Source organism: Paraburkholderia megapolitana (assembly GCF_007556815.1).
Taxonomy (GTDB): Bacteria; Pseudomonadota; Gammaproteobacteria; order Burkholderiales; family Burkholderiaceae; genus Paraburkholderia; species Paraburkholderia megapolitana.
Map to the genome: position 1 here is coordinate 2,572,853 of NZ_CP041743.1, position 17,208 is coordinate 2,590,060.

Annotated in this window: 16 protein-coding genes and 1 pseudogene; 9 read left to right on the plus strand and 8 right to left on the minus strand. The window is 62.7% G+C overall.

Annotated features, from left to right (window positions below):
* Window positions 1-31: 31 nt before the first annotated feature.
* The 3 genes from FNZ07_RS10955 to FNZ07_RS10965 all read right to left on the minus strand — a co-directional run bounded on the left by FNZ07_RS10955 (window position 32) and on the right by FNZ07_RS10965 (window position 3,050).
* The gene (locus FNZ07_RS10955; protein ID WP_091006162.1) at window positions 32-955 is read right to left on the minus strand and encodes an NAD(P)-dependent oxidoreductase; all 924 of its coding nucleotides are present in this window, start codon (window positions 953-955) and stop codon (window positions 32-34) included.
* Between the two features lie 67 nt (window positions 956-1,022).
* On the minus strand, window positions 1,023-2,282 hold the full coding sequence (locus FNZ07_RS10960) for an MFS transporter (RefSeq protein WP_091006164.1): 1,260 nt from the start codon (window positions 2,280-2,282) through the stop codon (window positions 1,023-1,025).
* Window positions 2,283-2,408: 126 nt separating this feature from the next.
* Window positions 2,409-3,050: a LysE/ArgO family amino acid transporter gene (locus FNZ07_RS10965; RefSeq protein WP_091006166.1), complete on the minus strand. Its 642-nt coding sequence runs from the start codon at window positions 3,048-3,050 to the stop codon at window positions 2,409-2,411.
* A 114-nt stretch (window positions 3,051-3,164) separates the two neighbouring features.
* Here FNZ07_RS10965 and FNZ07_RS10970 point away from each other — a divergent pair, with 114 nt between their 5' ends.
* Window positions 3,165-3,632: an Lrp/AsnC family transcriptional regulator gene (locus FNZ07_RS10970; protein ID WP_091006168.1), complete on the plus strand. Its 468-nt coding sequence runs from the start codon at window positions 3,165-3,167 to the stop codon at window positions 3,630-3,632.
* Between the two features lie 9 nt (window positions 3,633-3,641).
* On the opposite strand, the pseudogene FNZ07_RS10975 reads toward FNZ07_RS10970, so the two are convergent.
* Window positions 3,642-4,585, minus strand: a pseudogene (locus FNZ07_RS10975) (LysR substrate-binding domain-containing protein).
* A gap of 181 nt (window positions 4,586-4,766) precedes the next feature.
* Here FNZ07_RS10975 and FNZ07_RS10980 point away from each other — a divergent pair.
* Together FNZ07_RS10980 and FNZ07_RS10985 are read left to right on the plus strand one after the other, a co-directional pair.
* The gene (locus FNZ07_RS10980) at window positions 4,767-5,231 is read left to right on the plus strand and encodes an Rrf2 family transcriptional regulator (RefSeq protein ID WP_091006174.1); all 465 of its coding nucleotides are present in this window, start codon (window positions 4,767-4,769) and stop codon (window positions 5,229-5,231) included.
* On the plus strand, window positions 5,221-6,114 hold the full coding sequence (locus FNZ07_RS10985; protein ID WP_091006178.1) for an NAD(P)/FAD-dependent oxidoreductase: 894 nt from the start codon (window positions 5,221-5,223) through the stop codon (window positions 6,112-6,114). The genes FNZ07_RS10980 and FNZ07_RS10985 overlap by 11 nt, the downstream gene beginning before the upstream one ends.
* Window positions 6,115-6,169: 55 nt before the next feature.
* On the opposite strand, the gene FNZ07_RS10990 is transcribed toward FNZ07_RS10985, so the two are convergent.
* Window positions 6,170-6,544 (minus strand): DUF427 domain-containing protein, encoded by a 375-nt coding sequence (locus FNZ07_RS10990; protein WP_091006181.1) that lies wholly within the window; start codon window positions 6,542-6,544, stop codon window positions 6,170-6,172.
* Window positions 6,545-6,841: 297 nt separating this feature from the next.
* Here FNZ07_RS10990 and FNZ07_RS10995 point away from each other — a divergent pair, with 297 nt between their 5' ends.
* The 5 genes from FNZ07_RS10995 to FNZ07_RS11015 all read left to right on the plus strand — a co-directional run bounded on the left by FNZ07_RS10995 (window position 6,842) and on the right by FNZ07_RS11015 (window position 12,052).
* On the plus strand, window positions 6,842-7,918 hold the full coding sequence (locus FNZ07_RS10995) for a DMT family transporter (protein WP_091006184.1): 1,077 nt from the start codon (window positions 6,842-6,844) through the stop codon (window positions 7,916-7,918).
* Between the two features lie 172 nt (window positions 7,919-8,090).
* Window positions 8,091-8,525 carry a DMP19 family protein gene (locus tag FNZ07_RS11000; protein ID WP_170275712.1) on the plus strand — a complete coding sequence of 145 codons (435 nt, stop codon included), beginning with the start codon at window positions 8,091-8,093 and terminating at the stop codon, window positions 8,523-8,525.
* Window positions 8,526-8,786: 261 nt separating this feature from the next.
* Window positions 8,787-10,232 (plus strand): cytochrome ubiquinol oxidase subunit I, encoded by a 1,446-nt coding sequence (locus FNZ07_RS11005; RefSeq protein ID WP_091006190.1) that lies wholly within the window; start codon window positions 8,787-8,789, stop codon window positions 10,230-10,232.
* A complete protein-coding gene (cydB, locus tag FNZ07_RS11010; protein WP_091006192.1) occupies window positions 10,222-11,226 on the plus strand; it encodes a cytochrome d ubiquinol oxidase subunit II in 1,005 nt (334 codons plus the stop codon). The genes FNZ07_RS11005 and cydB overlap by 11 nt, the downstream gene beginning before the upstream one ends.
* 64 nt (window positions 11,227-11,290) lie before the next feature.
* Window positions 11,291-12,052, plus strand: coding sequence for a glycosyltransferase family 2 protein (locus FNZ07_RS11015; RefSeq protein WP_091006195.1), 762 nt, complete (start codon window positions 11,291-11,293; stop codon window positions 12,050-12,052).
* Window positions 12,053-12,064: 12 nt separating this feature from the next.
* Here the strand turns inward: FNZ07_RS11015 and FNZ07_RS11020 are convergent, their stop codons facing one another.
* The 3 genes from FNZ07_RS11020 to FNZ07_RS11030 all read right to left on the minus strand — a co-directional run bounded on the left by FNZ07_RS11020 (window position 12,065) and on the right by FNZ07_RS11030 (window position 16,172).
* Window positions 12,065-13,072 (minus strand): lysylphosphatidylglycerol synthase transmembrane domain-containing protein, encoded by a 1,008-nt coding sequence (locus FNZ07_RS11020; RefSeq protein WP_170275713.1) that lies wholly within the window; start codon window positions 13,070-13,072, stop codon window positions 12,065-12,067.
* Window positions 13,073-13,109: 37 nt separating this feature from the next.
* Complete coding sequence (locus FNZ07_RS11025; RefSeq protein WP_091006200.1) at window positions 13,110-14,582, minus strand: metallophosphoesterase; 1,473 nt, start codon at window positions 14,580-14,582, stop codon at window positions 13,110-13,112.
* 195 nt (window positions 14,583-14,777) lie between these two features.
* Window positions 14,778-16,172 carry an FAD/NAD(P)-binding protein gene (locus tag FNZ07_RS11030; protein ID WP_091006203.1) on the minus strand — a complete coding sequence of 465 codons (1,395 nt, stop codon included), beginning with the start codon at window positions 16,170-16,172 and terminating at the stop codon, window positions 14,778-14,780.
* Between the two features lie 117 nt (window positions 16,173-16,289).
* Here FNZ07_RS11030 and FNZ07_RS11035 point away from each other — a divergent pair, with 117 nt between their 5' ends.
* Window positions 16,290-17,114 (plus strand): alpha/beta fold hydrolase, encoded by an 825-nt coding sequence (locus FNZ07_RS11035; protein WP_091006205.1) that lies wholly within the window; start codon window positions 16,290-16,292, stop codon window positions 17,112-17,114.
* Window positions 17,115-17,208: the final 94 nt, after the last annotated feature.

The following is a 17,208-nucleotide window of genomic DNA, read 5'->3' on the forward strand; positions in this document are numbered from 1 at the left end:
CGGGAAAACCAGACCTCGTGATGCTACGCGACTAACCCGATACCCCCGCGGATCTCTTTGTCACTTTCGGGCTGTCGGTGCGCGCCTCGATCGCCGTCAGCACGGCCGCCATGTCAGCGCCCCCATGCCCGAGCGCCAGCGTTTCGCTGTACAGCGCGTGACACACATCGAGCAACGGCGAAGCGATGCCGGCATCGCGCGCGGCTTCGGCAATCAGCCGATTGTTTTCCAGCACGTTCGAGATCGCAGCCTGAACCGCGAAGTCGCGACCGATGAGCTTCGGTCCCTTCACACGCGATACATCGCTCGCCATCGGGCCGGCGTCGAGAATCGCGACGAGCTGCGCCGTATCGAGCCCGTGACGATCGGCAAAATGCACGGCCTCGGCAAGACCCGTCACCATCGAGATCAAATACAGATTGACCGCCAGTTTCATCAGCAGCGCGTTCGGCACGCTGCCGCAGAGCATCGTTTCGCGGCACATCGGTGCGAGCACCGGACGCACGCGCGCGGTCGTGCCGGCGTCGCCGGCGAGCATCGCGACGAGTTGGCCCGCTTCGGCGGGTTTGCGCGAGCCCGACACAGGTGCTTCGGCATAGTGCCCGCCCACCGCGCGAATATCGGCTTCGAGCCCGCGCGAATAACTGGGCGAAGTCGTACCCATGTGCACGACAATCCGGCCTTCGACGCGCGAGGCGAAGTCCGGACCACGGCGGTCGAGTACCGCATCGACCGCAGCGCCGTCGACCAGCATCAGGAATACGATGTCCGCGCGCGCGAATACATCGGCGGCACTGTGGGCGATTTGCGCGCCGGCAGCGGCAAGCGGCGCCGTCTTTTGCGGCGAACGGTTCCATACCAGCAGCGGCGTGCCGGCTTTCACCAGATTCAGCGCCATGGGTTCGCCCATGGCGCCAAGCCCGATAAAGCCGATCGGTCGTGCGGCGTCGCTCATCTGTTTGCTCCGGGTGGTTCAGGTTGAATCGAGGACGCGCGCGGCAAGCGGCGATTTGCTACGCGGTTCACGCGCGAGCCGGCGTAACCGGCAGGCGCGGCGCATGCGCGGTGGTGTCGTCGATAGGGAAGTGCAGCAACGCGGCGAACAGTCCGGCCAGTGCGGTGGCACCCCACACCAGCGAATAGGAACCGGTCGTATCGAACACGAAGCCACCCGACCACGCACCGAGAAACGAGCCGACCTGATGGCTCAGGAAACACACACCGAACAACGTGCCGAGATGGCGTGTGCCGAACACCTTGGCGACGAGGCCGCTCGTCAGCGGTACGGTGCCGAGCCACGTGAGGCCCATCACGGCGGCGAAGATCACGACCGACAGAGACGTTTTTGGCAGCAGAAAGAACGCACCGATGGTGACGCCGCGAATCAGATACAGCCACCCCAGCACGTACTGCTGACGAAAGCGTCCGCCGAGCCATCCGCACGCCCAGCTACCCAGCATGTTGAACAGGCCGATCAGCATTAACGCAGTCGCGCCGAGGCCGACCGGCATGTGGCAGAGAAACAGATAACCGGGCAGATAAGTCGCGATGAATGCGAGCTGGAAGCCGCATGTGAAGAAGCCGAGCGTCAGCAGACGGAAACCGCGATGCCGGCATGCTTGCCCGAGTACCTGGCGCAATGGGGCAGCGGGCGGCTCGACGCGCGTTGCATCGGCGGCAGAGCGACGGTCGAGTACGATGCCGAGCGGTGCCGCGGCGAGCATCAGTAGTGCGAGCACGAGCAGCGATATGGCAATGCCCGAACTTTGCCGGACGTTTTGCGCGAGCGGGATCATCAGGACCTGGCCGAGCGATCCGCCGGCGCTTGCGAGACCCATTGCCAGGCTGCGTTTTTCCGCGGACGCGGCACGGCCCACCGCGGTCAGCACGATACCGAAGCTCGTGCAACTGATGCCGATGCCGACCAGCAGACCGATACCGACCACGAGCATCGCACCCGACGGTACGAGTGCCGCGAGCGTGAGACCGGCTGCGAAGACCACCGCGCCGAACGCGACGATGCGCGCGCAGCCGTAACGGTCGGCGGCTGCACCGGCGAACGGTTGCGCGAAGCCCCAGACCAGGTTGTGCAGGGCGATTGCCAGGGCAATTTGCGTGACGGGAATGCCGCGGTCATAGGAGAACGGGCCGACGAACAACCCGAAGGTCTGCCGGATACCCATCGCGGCGCTGAGAACGAGCGCCGCGGAAATGACGACGAGTGCGACCTGATACTTCGCGGGAATTGCCGGGAGAAGGTGTCCTTTCCTCACTGTCGCCATCGCGCCCTCCTCCTTGGGCCATAGTGGCAGAGGGCAAGCGGGGCGACAAAGGAAAAGATTTTGATGACAGGTGAGGGATATTCACCTGTTCGCCTGTGAATCGCGCAGGAACGGACGTTGGTCGCTCTAAAGAAGATGACTGAGCCCGGCGAGCACTTGAATACTCCCAAACATCGCGATTACGACAGCCGACAGGCGAGCGATACCGTGCATGAACGAGGCCGGCATCTTCCTGCGCAGTGCCGTCGTCACACTGCTCAGGCACAACCACCAGGCTGCAGAGCCGACAAAGACTCCCGCAACCATCGGCCAGACCGTGAACCACTGCGCGCCCACTGGTGCCGCTTGCCCGACCGGCAGCGGCCCGAGCGCGGCAAAAACGCCGATGAACGAAAGAATGGTCATCGGGTTGGAGAGCGTTAGACCGAACGTCGTGAGGAAGTCGCGTGCGATCGTGGTGTTCGGCGTTTCTACCAGCACTGATGGCGCACGCGATGCCTCACGTGCGATCGTCCATGCGAGCCACACGAGAAACACGCCGCCACCGATCTTGAGGGCGATGGTCAGCGCCGGCAGCGTCGTCGCAATGCCTGCAATACCGAGTGCGCCGAGTAGTCCATAAACCGTATCCGCAGCTGCCGCGCCGATGCCTGTAGCAAAGCCGGAGCGGAAACCACGGCTCAGGGTTCGCTGGATGCACAGCATGCCAATGGGGCCGACCGGAGCTGCGATGGAGAAACCGATCGCCATAGACCTGACAAACAACATTTTCCTGCTCCTGCGATATGCATTGATATGGAGATGCATCGTAGGCAAAACTTGCGCGCTCTTGAAGATGGTTTTTAAGGGAAAATGGCCTTTTCACCTTAAAAAATCTCCACCATGGACGACCTCGACTGGAAGGTGCTTTCGCTTCTGCAGCAGAATGCGCGCATAACCTATACGGCACTTGCCCGTCAGGTTCATCTGTCGGTGCCGGCAGTGACCGAGCGTGTGAAGCGTCTCGAAGAGGACGGCGTTATCGATGGTTATGTGGCTCGCGTCAATCCAGCCATGGCGGGTTACGCGGTGAGTGCACTGGTCGGCATCACGGTCCCTCAACCTGCAAAAACGAAGTTTCTTAATTTTCTCGAGACGATTTCCGAGGTGCTCGAATGTCACCACGTGACCGGAGCCGATTCTTACGTCATGCGACTGGTTGCCACGAATATGGCCGACCTGGAACGGTTGATCGAGAGAATCAATCTGTACGGCGAAACCCGCACTTCGCTCGTCATGTCGACACCGCTCGCTACTCGTGCCTTGCAACGACCCTCGGTCGCGTCGCGCAGATCGAAGGATGCACGCTGAACGAAGCGACTAACGTATCGCCGCGCGCGAAGCGGCTGCCGTATCGGACCCGAGCGGGTCGTTTTCGAAACCCTCGGCTTCTGCCAGCAACCATTGACGGAAATCGAGCAGGTCGGGCCGCCGGTCCGCGTGCTCGGCGCTGACGAGCCAGTAGACGGTGCCTGCGGCAACGGTCAGCGGGCTGGCTTCGACCAGTGCACCGGCTGCGAGATCGCGATCGACGAGCGGTCGCCTGCCTAGCGCGACACCCAGCCCCATCATCGCGGCCTCGGTGGCCAGCTGGATCGTGTCGAAACGCAGGCCGCCGGTCGGTTCGACGCCCTCGGTGGCGGTCCGCTCGAGCCACGCCTGCCAGTCCTCGCTTGCGGTACTCACGTGTATCAGCGTCGCGCGGCGCAGTTCGACGTTGCCGTGTGCGTCGACCAGGCTGTCGCGATAGGCGGGGCTGCACACCGGCACCAGCCGCTCGCCGAACAACCGGGTCCACGCAGCGCCCGCAACGGGCACGCGACTCAGGCGGATGGCGAAATCGAAACCGTCCACAGGGAAGCCGACCTGGCGATGGGACGTGTCGACCGTGACGTCGATATCGGGCCAGCGGCTGCGAAAACCCGGCAGTCGCGGCAACAGCCAGCGCGACGCAAGAGTCGGCGCACAGCTGACCGCGATCGCGCGATGCGTCCCGCGCGTGGGCAACCGCTGCGTGCCCGCCGCGATCAACGAGAACGCTTCCGACACATAAGACAGGTAGTCGGCGCCCGCCGGCGTCAACGACAACCCGCGTGCTTCCCGCACGAACAGCTCTACGCCGAGCGCCTCTTCCAGTCCAACGATGCCATGGCTCACCGCGCTCGGCGTCACGTTCAGCTCGGCTGCGGCGAGCTTGAAACTCTGATGTCGTCCGGCCGCTTCGAAGAAACGCAGCGACGACAGGGGGGAAGACGAAGCGGCATCACACATCTCCGGCAGCTTGCGCGGTAGCGGTAGCGGTTGCCGCGCAGTTGCCTTGCGGATCAAAAAACGGCGCCGTTGGCGGGCGCCTCATATGAGCGAACGGCCGGCCAGGGTCGACCGGCGCACGGCTGGAGCATACCCGATCGTCTGTCGGCCATCTCATGTATCATTTGGAGTTATATGAATCGCGACAGCCGACTTTCCTCGATCCTCCACGTTCTGCTCCACATGGCGCACAGCGATGTCCCGCTGACGTCGGACGAACTGGCCGCCTTTCTCGGTACCCATTCCGCGTTCGTGCGCCGCGAGCTGGCGGGGCTGCGCGAGCTCGGCTATGTGCGCTCGGAGAAGGGGCACGGTGGTGGCTGGACGGTGTCGTGCGACCTGTCGCGCGTGTCGCTGCGCGACATCTTCGACGCGCTCGGCACACCGCAGATCTTCGCCATCGGCGATCGCAACGACGCGCCTACGTGCCTCGTCGAGCAGGCGGTCAACAGTGTGCTCGGCGATGCATTGCGCGACGCCGAAGCGTTGCTGATGGAGCGTCTCGGCCAGGTGATGGTGGCCGATCTCGCCGCCGAATTCACCCGACGCATGAACACGATCCCTCATTGCTCGAACAGGAATCTCCACGATGAACCCTGAAACCTACGACGCGGTAATCGTGGGCGGTAGTTATGCGGGTATGTCCGCGGCGCTGCCGCTTGCGCGGGCGCGCCGACGCATCCTGGTGATCGATGGCGGCAAGCGCCGCAATCGCTTCGTCGAAGCGTCGCATGGGTTTCTCGGCCAGGACGGCCGGCATCCTGCCGACATCGCCGCGGACGCGCGCAAGCAACTGCTGCGTTATGCGACCGTGCAGTGGATCGAAGGCGATGCCGTGCATGCGTCGGGCGAGTTCGACGCGTTTCAGGTCGCACTCGAAGACGGCACGTCGTACGCGGCGCGCCGGCTGATTCTCGCCACCGGTGTTACCGACGAACTGCCCAATATCGCCGGGCTGGCCGAGCGCTGGGGCAAGAGCGTTTTCATCTGTCCGTACTGCGATGGGTACGAGTTGAACGAAGGGCGCATCGGCGTCATCGCGACGGGTCCGATGGGTGTGCATCAGGCGCTGCTGTTACCGGACTGGGGCACGACGACACTGTTCATGAACGGTCATGCAATGCCGGAGCAGGCAGAAGTCGATCATCTGACGGCGCGAGGCGTGCGCATCGAAACTGGCGTCGTGTGCCAGATCGACGGACGCGCGACGATCGTGCTTGAAGATGGACGCCGCTTCGAACAGGACGGCATTTTTACGGGGCCGCGTATGCGTCTTTCGAGTCCACTCGCGGCCCAGCTTGGCTGCGATATCGATGACAGTGCGTTTGGCGAAATGATTCGCACCGATGGGATGAAGACGACCAGCGTCAAAGGCGTCTACGCGTGCGGCGACGCTACGCAGGGCGCAAAAAGCGTGGCGATTGCGGTGGGTGATGGTTATATGACCGGCGCGGTGGCGCACCGGTCGTTGATCTTCGATTGATCTTCGATTGATCTTCGATTGATCGATCAGGGCAGTGTGGTTTGCCGTATTCCGGTCAGACCTTCTGCTCGGTCAATTCGACGCGGTCCGGATAGAACGCGAGATGCCCTTCGATTGCTGCGACGGCTTCGTACGGTGTTTCGTAGGTCCACACCGCATTGACGCCGCGCTCGCCGATAGCGGCGAGGCTGTAATACGAGCAGTCACCCTTGTACGGACAGTAGGTGAGGTGCTCGGTGCGCACGAGCTGCGACATGTCGACGTCCTTGCGCGGAATGTATTGCACCCCCGGGTAGCTCGCCTCGCGTAGCGTCAGCGCATTCTGCGTATCGGCGATGACGCGGCCGGCCACGGAGACCACGACGCGAGCCGGATTGGGCTCGATCGTAATCGGGTGATCAGGGCCGGGCTGCTTGACTGGCTTGTTCATAGTCGAACTCCTTCGTGTAGCGATCGTGTTGCGGAGGGCGGTGGGTGGGCCGGTGCATTCCTGACTGGCATCGCGTGCCGTTCGATGTCGTGCGGCAGGCATGCGCGGGTCTGCGCAAAGTTTGACAGGTCTGCCGGGATCTTGCTGGGAGTAGCTCATCGGGACGGCGCGAAGCTTGATCGTGCGATCTGCCAACGAGACTAACCGCTTCACGGAATTCGAAGTTCATCGAGACGTGAGCCTCGCTAATTCCACTAGACTGCACATATCCGCCGCACCCCGTGCACCCCAGCCCCCATGACCAACACCCTCAACCCCTCCCGCTTCAGCGCCGCCCTGACAGCGCTCACCGCCGCGGCCCTGTTCGGCGCCGCAACCCCGCTAGCCAAAATCCTCCTGGGCTCCGTCTCCCCATTCATAGTAGCGGGCCTGTTCTACCTCGGCAGCGGCATAGGTCTAGCCATCTGCATCCTGATTCGCCGAACAAGGCGCACCGCAGACGAACGCGACAACGTCAACCGCATCGCACCGGCAGAAATCTCCTGGCTACTCGGCGCGATCATTGCCGGCGGCATAGCCGGCCCCGCGCTGCTCATGCTGGGACTGACAACAACCCCAGCTTCGACGAGTTCGTTACTACTAAACCTGGAAGGCGTATTCACAGCAGTAATCGCATGGGTAGCCTTCCGCGAAAACGTCGACCTTCAGGTATTTCTCGGCATGGTGGTCATCGTCGCAGGCGGCCTGCTGCTGTCGTGGCAACCAGGCTCCGCAAGCATTCCGCTCGGCGCATTGCTGATCGTAGGCGCATGCCTGTGCTGGGGCATCGATAACAACCTCACCCGCAAGGTATCCGCAAACGATGCAATGGTGCTCGCCTGCATCAAAGGTCTGGTGGCGGGCTCGGTGAACCTGTCGATCGCGCTGCTATTCGGCGCGTCCCTGCCGTCGGCGGTGAAGGCGCTTGCCGCGATGGCAACCGGTTTCGCCGGCTATGGCGTCAGTCTCGTGATGTTCGTCGTCGCTCTGCGTAACCTCGGCACGGCGCGAACGGGCGCCTATTTCTCAGTGGCGCCATTATTCGGCGTGGCGCTTTCGCTCGCAATCTGGCCGGGCATGCCGTCGGCGCTGTTCTGGATCGCGGCCGCGTTGATGGCGTTGGGCATCTGGCTTCATGTCCGCGAGCGTCACGAGCATCCGCACACGCACGAGGCGCTCGAACACAATCACGCACACCGGCACGATGAACATCATCAGCATGAGCACGCCTTTCCTTACGACGGGCAAGAACCGCACACACATGCGCACCGTCACGTGCCAGTCACGCACGCGCATGCCCATTACCCGGATATCCATCATCGTCACAAGCACTGATTACACAACGCAGTAGCACCGGTCAGTACGGCCATACCTGGCTGCCCACTTGATCGGTTCGTCACGAGCCGATATCTGTCCTAGAATGCATCGACAATGCTTCTAGCCACGCATCCCGGCAGACACATGTTTTTCGTTCGGAGAAGAGAACATGATCACGGATCGCCGCGAAATGAATCAGCGTCTTGTGAAGTTCGCAAGCGGCCCTGCGACACGTCGCCTCTGGGGCGTCGACTACGCCGCACTGTCGCGGCCGGAGCAGGTCTTTCTGTGTATCTGGGAGCTTGAATCCGAAGTCAACAACGGCGGCTTCCATCAATATTTTTACAACGACTCGGGAAAACTGGCGCCGTATGCCGTAGATGCACTGCATACCGTCGGCGCGCAGCAGGCCGCGACCATCGTCGAACAGGCAATCGAATTACTCGGCGCAGACATGCCGTGGAACGACGAGAGCGCACGCACCGAACGTCTCGAAGCGATCAGCCCTGAAGTATTCGAGTCGCTGGACGAGGCGTTCTATCAATACCCCGACGACCTCACTACGATGCTCTATCGCTACACCGATGAGCATCGAACGGAACTAGGCGCAGGCGACGATTTCTAGAACGTTCGACCGGCGAGCCGATTTCACGACCATCGCGTGCGCATCGAGTTCATAATGACCCCCGATGCGCGTACCGCGTCGACATAGATATCGGCCGTCAATAAAATCTGTCACAGACCTCGCTGTCCCGCTGCGCATGCCGCACACCGCAGGCACACCGGCCAGCTTCAACCGGCAACGGATGCGGGGCTCCCCGTTGCGCTGACTGCCGCCAGCTCGCGAGACACATGATCCCGGGCGCACGTGGCTGTGGAGACGACAATGCATGTCGATGCACTGTTGCTGTCGAGGTTCCAGTTCGCGTGGGTCATCGCGCTGCACATTCTCCTGCCGGCTTTCACGGTCGGTCTGTCCTGCTTCATCGCGACGCTCGAGATTCTCTGGTGGGCTACGAAGAAGGACGTCTACGGCAGGCTCTCCACGTTCTGGATCAAGATATTCGCGGTGTCCTTCGGCATGGGCGTCGTGTCGGGGATCGTGATGCCGTTCCAGTTCGGCACCAACTGGAGCCGCTTTGCTTCGGCAACGTCGAACGTGATCGGCGGGTTGATGACTTACGAGGTGCTGACCGCTTTCTTCCTCGAGTCGGCGTTTCTCGGTGTGCTGCTGTTCGGGCGCAAGCGGGTGCCGCAGTGGGCGCATGCGCTGTCTGCGGTATTCGTCGCGCTCGGCACGTTGATGTCGTCGTTCTGGATACTTGCAGTCAATAGCTGGATGCAGACGCCGGTCGGCTACACGATCGTCGACGGCCGCTTTTATCCGGCGAGCATGTCATCGATCATCTTCAATCCTTCATTTCCTTACCGGCTCGCGCATACGGTCACCGCGTTCGTCGTGACGACCGCGTTCGTGATTCTCGGTACCGGTGCGTACTATCTGCTCAACGGGCGAGCCCGCGAAGAAAGTCAGGTGATGGTGCGCATGTCACTGTTCTTCCTGACGATCATGGTGCCGGTGCAGATGGTAATCGGCGACGCCCACGGCCTTAACACGCTCAAGTACCAGCCGCTCAAGGTCGCCGCGATGGAAGGGCTGTGGGAAACCGGCACGCGGGTGCCGGCCAATCTCTTTTCGATCCCCGACGACGAGGCCGAAACCAATCATTTCGAAATCTCGGTGCCGGTGCTTGGCAGTCTCTATCTGACGCACGATCCAAACGGTCTCGTGCACGGTATCAAGGACTGGCCGAAGCACGACCGGCCCGTGGTGCCGCTCGTGTTTTTCGCCTTTCACATCATGGTCGGCGTTGCGCTGCTGATGCTGTTGATCATCGTCTGGGGGCTCGTATTGTGGCGCGGCCGCAGGCTCTATGACAGCCGCACGTGGCTGCGTGTCTGCCTGTGTGCGATGCCCGTCGGTTTCATCGCCGTGCTGGCCGGCTGGACCACCACGGAAACTGGGCGGCAGCCGTGGACGGTCTACGGTCTGATGCGTACCGCCGATTCCGTCACGCCGTCGCTAACGACGTTCGACGTCGCGCTGTCGCTGGCGATGTACGTCGTGAGCTATGTGGTGATCTTCGGTTCGGGCTTCGTGCTGCTGCGCCGACTGGTTCGTGTCGGGCCGGCGGAGGTCGTTCAGGCCGTTGCCGCCACCGGACCCGGTGGACGGGCGGCACGGCCGTTATCCGCGGTGGGCTCGGCTCGCACTTCAACGCACAGCAGCACAAGCACCAACCCGGACAACGGAGGCAATCATGGCGCTTGACCTCGTCCCTGTCTGGGCCGGCCTGCTTGCGCTTGCCGTGCTGATGTACGTGCTGCTCGACGGCTTCGATCTTGGCGTCGGCATCATCTTTCTGCAGCGCACCGACGACCGTGAGCGCGACCTGATGGTCAGTTCGGTCGCACCGGTGTGGGACTTCAACGAGACGTGGCTCGTATTCGGCGGCACCGCGCTGATGGGGGTCTTTCCGGTTGCCTTCGCGGTGATCATCCCCGCGGTCTACTTCCCGATCCTGCTGATGCTGCTGGGCCTGCTGTTTCGCGGTGTCGCATTCGAGTTTCGCGAAGTGGTCGGCGCGCGCAAGCAACTATGGAACCGGGCATTCTGCGGCGGTTCGCTGCTCGCGACGTTTGCGCAGGGCATCGTGCTCGGCAGCTTTATCCACGGTTTTCCTGTCAAGGATGGGCAGTTTGTCGGGACGAGCTGGGACTGGTTTGCACCGTTTCCGCTCATGACCGGTGTCGGGCTCGTATTCGGCTACACGCTGCAGGGTTCGACGTGGCTGATCATGAAAACCGAGGGCGAACTGCAACGCTGGGCCCGTATGATCGCGCGCCGCACGCTGGCGGGCGTCGTGCTGTTTATCGTGGCCGTCAGCATCTGGACGCCGCTGGTCGATCCGCGCATCGCGGCCCGCTGGTTCAGCCTGCCCAACCTGATTTTCTTCTCGCCGGTGCCGATCCTGACCGCGTTGCTGGCGTGGCAACTACTGCGCAGCCTGCAGCGCGACCATGAAGTCGTGCCGTTTTTGTGCTCGATTGGCCTGTTTCTGCTGGCGTTCAGTGGGTTGATCATCAGCCTCTGGCCTTATGTCGCACCGCCCACCCTTACATTGCGTGCGGCCGCTGCCTCACCACTGTCACATGAATTTCTCATGATCGGGACGGCCTTTATCCTGCCTGTGCTGTTGATGTACGTGTTCTGGTCTTACTGGGTCTTTCGCGGCAAGGTCAGGCACGATACCGGCTACCATTGACCGGCGCCGTGTCGCCTGCGGCGTTGCCGTTGTGCCCTGACCAAGCTGTTCTCATGGACACCACATGACCGCTGATTCCGCACGCGACAACCCCACCTCCATTTCCTGCATCATCTGTGCATATAACGAAGCGCCGCGCATCGGCGCGGTACTGGCTGTAGCGTCCTGCCATCCGTTGCTGGGTGAAGTCATCGTCGTCGACGACGGTTCCACCGACGGTACAGCCGACGTCGTCAGGCAATTTCCCTCCGTCCGTCTGATCGTCCGCGAAGCCAACGGCGGCAAGAGCGCCGCGGTGGCGACCGGCATCGCGGCCGCGCAGGGCGACCTGCTGATGCTGCTCGACGCCGACCTGAAGGGCCTCGCCGCCGAGAACATCACCAAGCTCGCCGCACCCGTGCTACGGGGCAGCGCGCAGGTCAGTCTGAGCTTGCGGCAGAACAGTCTGCCGATCTTCCGCCTGATCGGCCTCGATTTCGTGTCGGGCGAACGCGTGGTCAGAAAGGCGCTGCTCGACGAGGTGCTCAAGGAAATCCACGGTTTGCCGCGCTTCGGGATCGAGGTGTTCATGAATCGCCGGATCATCGAGCGGCGCCTGCCGCTGGCGGTGACGCGCTGGCCCCACGTGACGCAGGCGCGCAAGACCGAAAAACTCGGCTACTGGCGGGGCATGCGCGCCGAGTGGCGGATGATTGCCGATCTGCTGAAAGTCGTCTATCCGCTCGCACTCGTCACGCAGACGCTGCAGATGTCGCTGCTGCGCGTCGGTCACGCACGGGCATCGTTCGCGCTGTGGATGAGAAGGGCGCGCAACAACCTGCGTTAATGCGTGGGGCGTCTACTGCGCCGTCATCCGCACACACAGACGCCGCGAAGCGAGCGCGACAAAGCTGGCCGCTCCCAGCGCAAGCGGGCAAAGCAGCGTAGCGAAGCGCCACAGGATCAACGCGGTGGCGATCGCCGCGCGCGGTACCCACTCGCCGAACGCCGCGGCGAGCCCAAGGTCGCCGCCACCGCCGCCCGCGGGAATGCCCGTCCACAGCGCGGCATGCAGCACCAGCACCTGTACGGCCACCACGAACCCGGCGGGCAACCTGTAGCCCAACTCGCGCAAGATGAACCACAGCGCGCCGTAACGCAACAGCCACTGCGTGGTAGTGAGCAGCAGGAGCGCGGCGACCTGCCAGCGCGGGCCGGTCATCAGTTGCAGCCATTGTCTGCGGACGTTGCCGAAGAATCCGCTAAGACGCGCCCGCCTCTCGCTGCGACCACGAAAACGGTGTGCCGCGACTTCGAAGGCGGCGGCGATGCGGCGCCGGCTACTCCACACCACGCATACGATGAGCGCCACGCCAAGCAGTACCGCGGCGAGCACAGGCAGGCTGACGGCGGGCACCAGTTGGGCGAGCGGGCCGAGACCCGAAAGCAGGGCGATCGGCAAGGCCACGGCAAAAAACGTCATGTCGAGCGCCTGATCGGAACCGACGATCGTGGTCGCCTGCGCCCACGATGCGCCCGCACGTTGCAACAGCCCGATATTGACGCCGTAGCCTGCCGCACCGAAAGGCGAGACGAGAAAGGCGGAGTCGGTGGCGAGCGTGATTGCGAGCGTGCGTCTGAAGCGCATGCGCACGCCTAGCGCGGTCTGCATCAGATGCAGCTTGCCCGCTTTGGCCACGGCGCTTGCGGCGGCGCTCGCGGCAAGCGCCGCGATCAGTTGCCAGGAGACGGTGCGCAGCCCCGCCAATGCCGAGTGAAAACTCACCACGAACGGCGCACCGATCGCCAGACCGATACCGAGAATCGACAGCAGGATCGCCAAGCTGAGTGCGAGAGGTTTAGCCAAGACGAGGGTTCCGATGGTCGGTATGGGATGCCTGCATTTAGCTTTGCTGTCGGCGCATTAACGCGCGCGCCGCGACGGCTGCCTGCGGTCGGCCCATGTCGGCGGCGACGAAATGCGCGATCTGGCGATCGGCGAGGCCCACCGTGACGTAGTCGTTGGGTGCCTTGCTGGTGGGGCCGTCGGATGCCGAGTGATATTCGATGCGAAGTTGCGTCGCGGTGACGACGAGCCGTAGATAGCCGTAGTTGGTGTCGTCGTAGTTCTCGAGCACCACCAGATCGGTCGTCGCGGATTTCGCCTGCAACACCTGCGGCGCGCGGATCGCAGCCGCACCGCGCGCGGCGAGCTTGATCAGACCATGTCCGCCGTTGCCGCAGATGATGTACGGAATCTGCGTACCGTCGGCGTTACGCGTGCGCGTGAAGCGTTGATAGTTGTGTGCGTGGCCCGACAGGAACGCATGGGGCCATACGCCGTTGGCGCTGCACACCTGGTCGATCTGCGCGAGCATCGCGGAACTCGAACCATGACCGCCTGCGCAATACGGCGGGTGATGATCGGCGATCAGCAATGCGCCGGTAAATTTCTCGGCCTTCACGCGCTTTAACGCCGCGTCGAGAAACGCGAGCTGGCTATCCCCGATGTGCGGGTCCGAAATCACGCCGGGGTCTTCGAGCGTATTGCTATAGATCACCAGCACGCGCACGAACGGCGCTTCGAACGTGAAGAACACGCCGGGCTGGATCTGCGCGGTGCGCGACAGTCCGCCGGCTTCAGGCGTCACGGTGAAAGTCTGCGCGCAGAAGTTGCGCAGGTATGCCGCGAGACTGGTGGCGTGTGCTTCGGGCGACACCATGCCATCGTGGTTGCCCGCGCAGGCGAGAATTGGCGCCGGATAGTCGCGATACGGTTCGTAGAACTGGTCGTAGTAGTACTTGCCTTCGCCGAAGCTATACACGACATCGCCAAGCATCAACGCGAACTGCGGGACTTCGGCGGGATTGGACTCGTTGAAGTCGGCGGTCAGCTTGTCGGCGACTTCGTTCTGGGTTGCCGGGCCCGTGGTATTGCCGCAATCGCCGAGCGCATGAAACACGAGCTGCCCGGCCGCCGTGATCCTGTCGATCGCAGCCGTGTTGTCGCCGAGCACGCTCGTGAGCGACAACTGCGGCTCGACGCCGCCGCGCGGTGCGGGGAACGGCAGCGGAAACAGCTTGTGCTCGGCGTTGAGCTTGTCGATTTCCTTGTACGCGGCATCGTCGGAGGGATGGACGACGCGGAACACGGTGGGGTCGGCGGTCGGCTGCGGTTGAGCGAATACCGGCTGGTCGAGTACGCGTGCGGTGGGGGTGGCAGTGGCGGCGTGATCGGCGGGGCGTACGAACGACGGTGCCGGTTTGCGCGCTGCGACCTTGGTGCTGGGCGCTGTTTTTTTACGGTCTACTTTCTTGCTGCTTTCTTTCGGCTTGACCTTCGGGTTTCGCGGTTTCGATTCGGGCTTTGCCGGCATCAGCGTCTCCTTGGGGAATCGGTCGGGCAGAGGGCCAACCCGCACCCTGTCGTCATTGTTTCTTCGCAATCGACGAACGTTACGACAATCGCGTGGCGAAAAAGTGTCGCTGCAACCGAGGGTGCCTGCTAATCGATGCGATCTTATGCGCGATGAAGGTGGTCGCCCGATTCGCAGGCGGCACGACGAGGCGCGCTACCTTTCCTCGTGTAAACGAGGCCGCGTCAGGTTTCTTGCAAGCTGGTACGCGTGCAGTCTCAGTTCGGGAACGGCGATCGCTTCCCAATACCGGGCCTTGAGCATCGGACCGACGTAGAAGAGGCCCGGAATGGCTTCGTCGTGTGTACCGATTACCCGATAGTCATCGTCGACGAGCAAGCCGAGTTTTAACCGGTCCTGCTGTATCAGGCCCGTTTCTCTGAGCTGGGTGACGAGCGGTAAGGAAAGGGCGGATAGATCGTAGTTCGGGCCGGTGCAGTTGACGATTGCGCCGATGTCGAGACTCATCGCGTCTGCGTGATGCCGCTCCTTGATCTGGACACGCAGATTCGCTTCATGCAGAGCGAGCCCGGCGACTTGCCCCGCGATGCGCTCCACTTGCCCCGATTCGAGCAACCTCTCGAGGCGCCGCGTTGCCACAGGCGCGAGACGATGCCGATGAATATCCCAGTAGGCTGCGACGCCGCGTAATGAGCGGCGCTGTTCGGATTCCGGCAGCCCTTGCCACAGACGTGCGGCATGTGGCCGAAGCTCATTGATCACATCGCGCCAGTTGCCTCCATCGGCCTCTCTTCGCCTGGCCTCCTGACGCAACGCACGCGTGTAAGCGCGGATCGTGGGCGGCAGCCCGGCGAGATAGGTCGGGTAGTCCGAGGTGCAGGGCGGCGAGGGATGGAAACGATGACCGTGCGGCAACAGGCCACGTCGCGATAGCAGGATGACCTTGCGGGTCGTGTTGCAGCTGGTTAGCCTGAATAGCGCGTCGATGGCCGTGTGCCCGGTGCCCAGTATCACCACCGGCTTGGCGGGATCGAGGCTGTCGAGCGTAGCGAAATCCCATGGGTCGACGACGTGTCGATAGAGTGCTTCCGGTACGGCCGCTGGCGGTCGCGGCGGAAAGTGTCCTAACGCCAGGACGACTTGCGTCGCGTGTAAAGACGCACCGCTTGCCAGTTCAATGCGGAACGCGTTGCCGGAAGCATCGGGAGAGACTGCGATTGCCTCGTCCGTGATTTTCTCGAGAACGCCCGGGTGATGCGTTTCGGCGCTTTCCATCGTGCTCTGCAGATACTCGCCATACAATCTGCGGGAAATAAACGATCCGGCATTCAGCGCGGGATCGATATGCTGGCACCAGGCGACGAAGTGATCGGGTTCGTCGACGAGTGCGCTCATATTGCCGGCGGGCACGTTCAGCAGGTGGTTGTCGTCGCGGGAACGATAGGCGAGACCACGTGCATGGATCGGAGCCTGCTCGATGAGCACGACGCGCAGATCGTGCGATTGACTGGAGCGAAGAACGTTGACCGCGGTCAGTGTGCCGCTGAACCCAGCCCCTATGATTGCGATCGTGCGTGTTTCTGACGGCATGCGGTGCAAGAGTAAAAGGCTTGGGGCGTTAGCCGGATTTTGCACATCATACGGTAGTCGATATTGCGACTGCGATAAGAACACGACATACGCCGCAGAGGCGTCAGGAGATGTCGCATGAGCGAGAGCCTGCTTGAAGATGTCTATGTGGAGACCGTACTTGGACGCATCCGTCTGCGGGTGGGCGGTGACGGCCCGGTCATTCTTTTCTGGCCGAGCCTGCTCATGGATGGCGGCATGTGGCTCGACATTGCGCGGCGCTTGCAACCACATTACAAGGTCGTGCTCGTCGATCCGCCAGGGCACGGTGGGAGTTCACCTCTCACGAGCGGTTTCGATTTTGCGTCGTGTGCGATCTGCCTGCGAGAAATCGTCGATGCGCTACGACTGGACCGCGTGCATTACGTCGGCAATTCGTGGGGGGCGATGATCGGTGGGACGTTCGCGGCGCTTTATCCGGATCGCGTGGGCAGGCTCGTGCTGATGAACGGCACCGCTTCGCCGTGCGGTACCTGGCAGCGCATCGAATACGGCCTGCTGATTCGCATGGGTCTGCTATTGCGCGGTATCCGCGGCCCGCTGCGTGGAAGTGCAGAGAAAGCGTTTCTTGGACCGACGACCCGGGCGAGTCGTCCGGCGGTGGTGAGCGCGCTGCGCGAGACGTTGGCGCGGGTCGATTTCCATTCGGTACGGTGGGCTGTGGAAAGTGTCGTGCCTCGCCGGCCCGACCAACGCACGTTGTATAAGGCCGTGCGGGCACCGGTGCTGGTCGTGGCGGGCGAGGAAGACGCGACCTTTCCCATCGATGAAACGCGTATGGCGGCGAACGCGATTCCTGGTGCGTCGTTTGTTGTGTTGAAAGGCGTTGCGCATCTTGCGGGCTTTGAGAGCCCAGGTGAAGTGAGTGAACTGATAGATGGATTCATTCGGGCGACGCCCTGATGTCGATCGGGCCTTCTCGCCGTGCCCGATATCGAATCGAAACACTTCATTGGGCACAATAGCGAATGCCGCCCGCTGATTCGAGGCGGCCGTA

What these genes read in the sequence shown, in the direction of transcription:
- FNZ07_RS11035 (WP_091006205.1), top strand. Translation starts at nt 16,290, where the DNA reads ATGAGCGAGAGCCTGCTTGAAGATGTCTATGTGGAGACCGTACTTGGA.
- FNZ07_RS11030 (WP_091006203.1), bottom strand. Translation starts at nt 16,172, where the DNA reads ATGCCGTCAGAAACACGCACGATCGCAATCATAGGGGCTGGGTTCAGC.
- FNZ07_RS10985 (WP_091006178.1), top strand. Translation starts at nt 5,221, where the DNA reads ATGAACCCTGAAACCTACGACGCGGTAATCGTGGGCGGTAGTTATGCG.
- FNZ07_RS11000 (WP_170275712.1), top strand. Translation starts at nt 8,091, where the DNA reads ATGAATCAGCGTCTTGTGAAGTTCGCAAGCGGCCCTGCGACACGTCGC.
- FNZ07_RS10995 (WP_091006184.1), top strand. Translation starts at nt 6,842, where the DNA reads ATGACCAACACCCTCAACCCCTCCCGCTTCAGCGCCGCCCTGACAGCG.
- FNZ07_RS10955 (WP_091006162.1), bottom strand. Translation starts at nt 955, where the DNA reads ATGAGCGACGCCGCACGACCGATCGGCTTTATCGGGCTTGGCGCCATG.
- FNZ07_RS11015 (WP_091006195.1), top strand. Translation starts at nt 11,291, where the DNA reads ATGACCGCTGATTCCGCACGCGACAACCCCACCTCCATTTCCTGCATC.
- FNZ07_RS10980 (WP_091006174.1), top strand. Translation starts at nt 4,767, where the DNA reads ATGAATCGCGACAGCCGACTTTCCTCGATCCTCCACGTTCTGCTCCAC.
- cydB (WP_091006192.1), top strand. Translation starts at nt 10,222, where the DNA reads ATGGCGCTTGACCTCGTCCCTGTCTGGGCCGGCCTGCTTGCGCTTGCC.
- FNZ07_RS11005 (WP_091006190.1), top strand. Translation starts at nt 8,787, where the DNA reads ATGCATGTCGATGCACTGTTGCTGTCGAGGTTCCAGTTCGCGTGGGTC.
- FNZ07_RS11025 (WP_091006200.1), bottom strand. Translation starts at nt 14,582, where the DNA reads ATGCCGGCAAAGCCCGAATCGAAACCGCGAAACCCGAAGGTCAAGCCG.
- FNZ07_RS10965 (WP_091006166.1), bottom strand. Translation starts at nt 3,050, where the DNA reads ATGTTGTTTGTCAGGTCTATGGCGATCGGTTTCTCCATCGCAGCTCCG.
- FNZ07_RS10990 (WP_091006181.1), bottom strand. Translation starts at nt 6,544, where the DNA reads ATGAACAAGCCAGTCAAGCAGCCCGGCCCTGATCACCCGATTACGATC.
- FNZ07_RS10960 (WP_091006164.1), bottom strand. Translation starts at nt 2,282, where the DNA reads ATGGCGACAGTGAGGAAAGGACACCTTCTCCCGGCAATTCCCGCGAAG.
- FNZ07_RS10970 (WP_091006168.1), top strand. Translation starts at nt 3,165, where the DNA reads ATGGACGACCTCGACTGGAAGGTGCTTTCGCTTCTGCAGCAGAATGCG.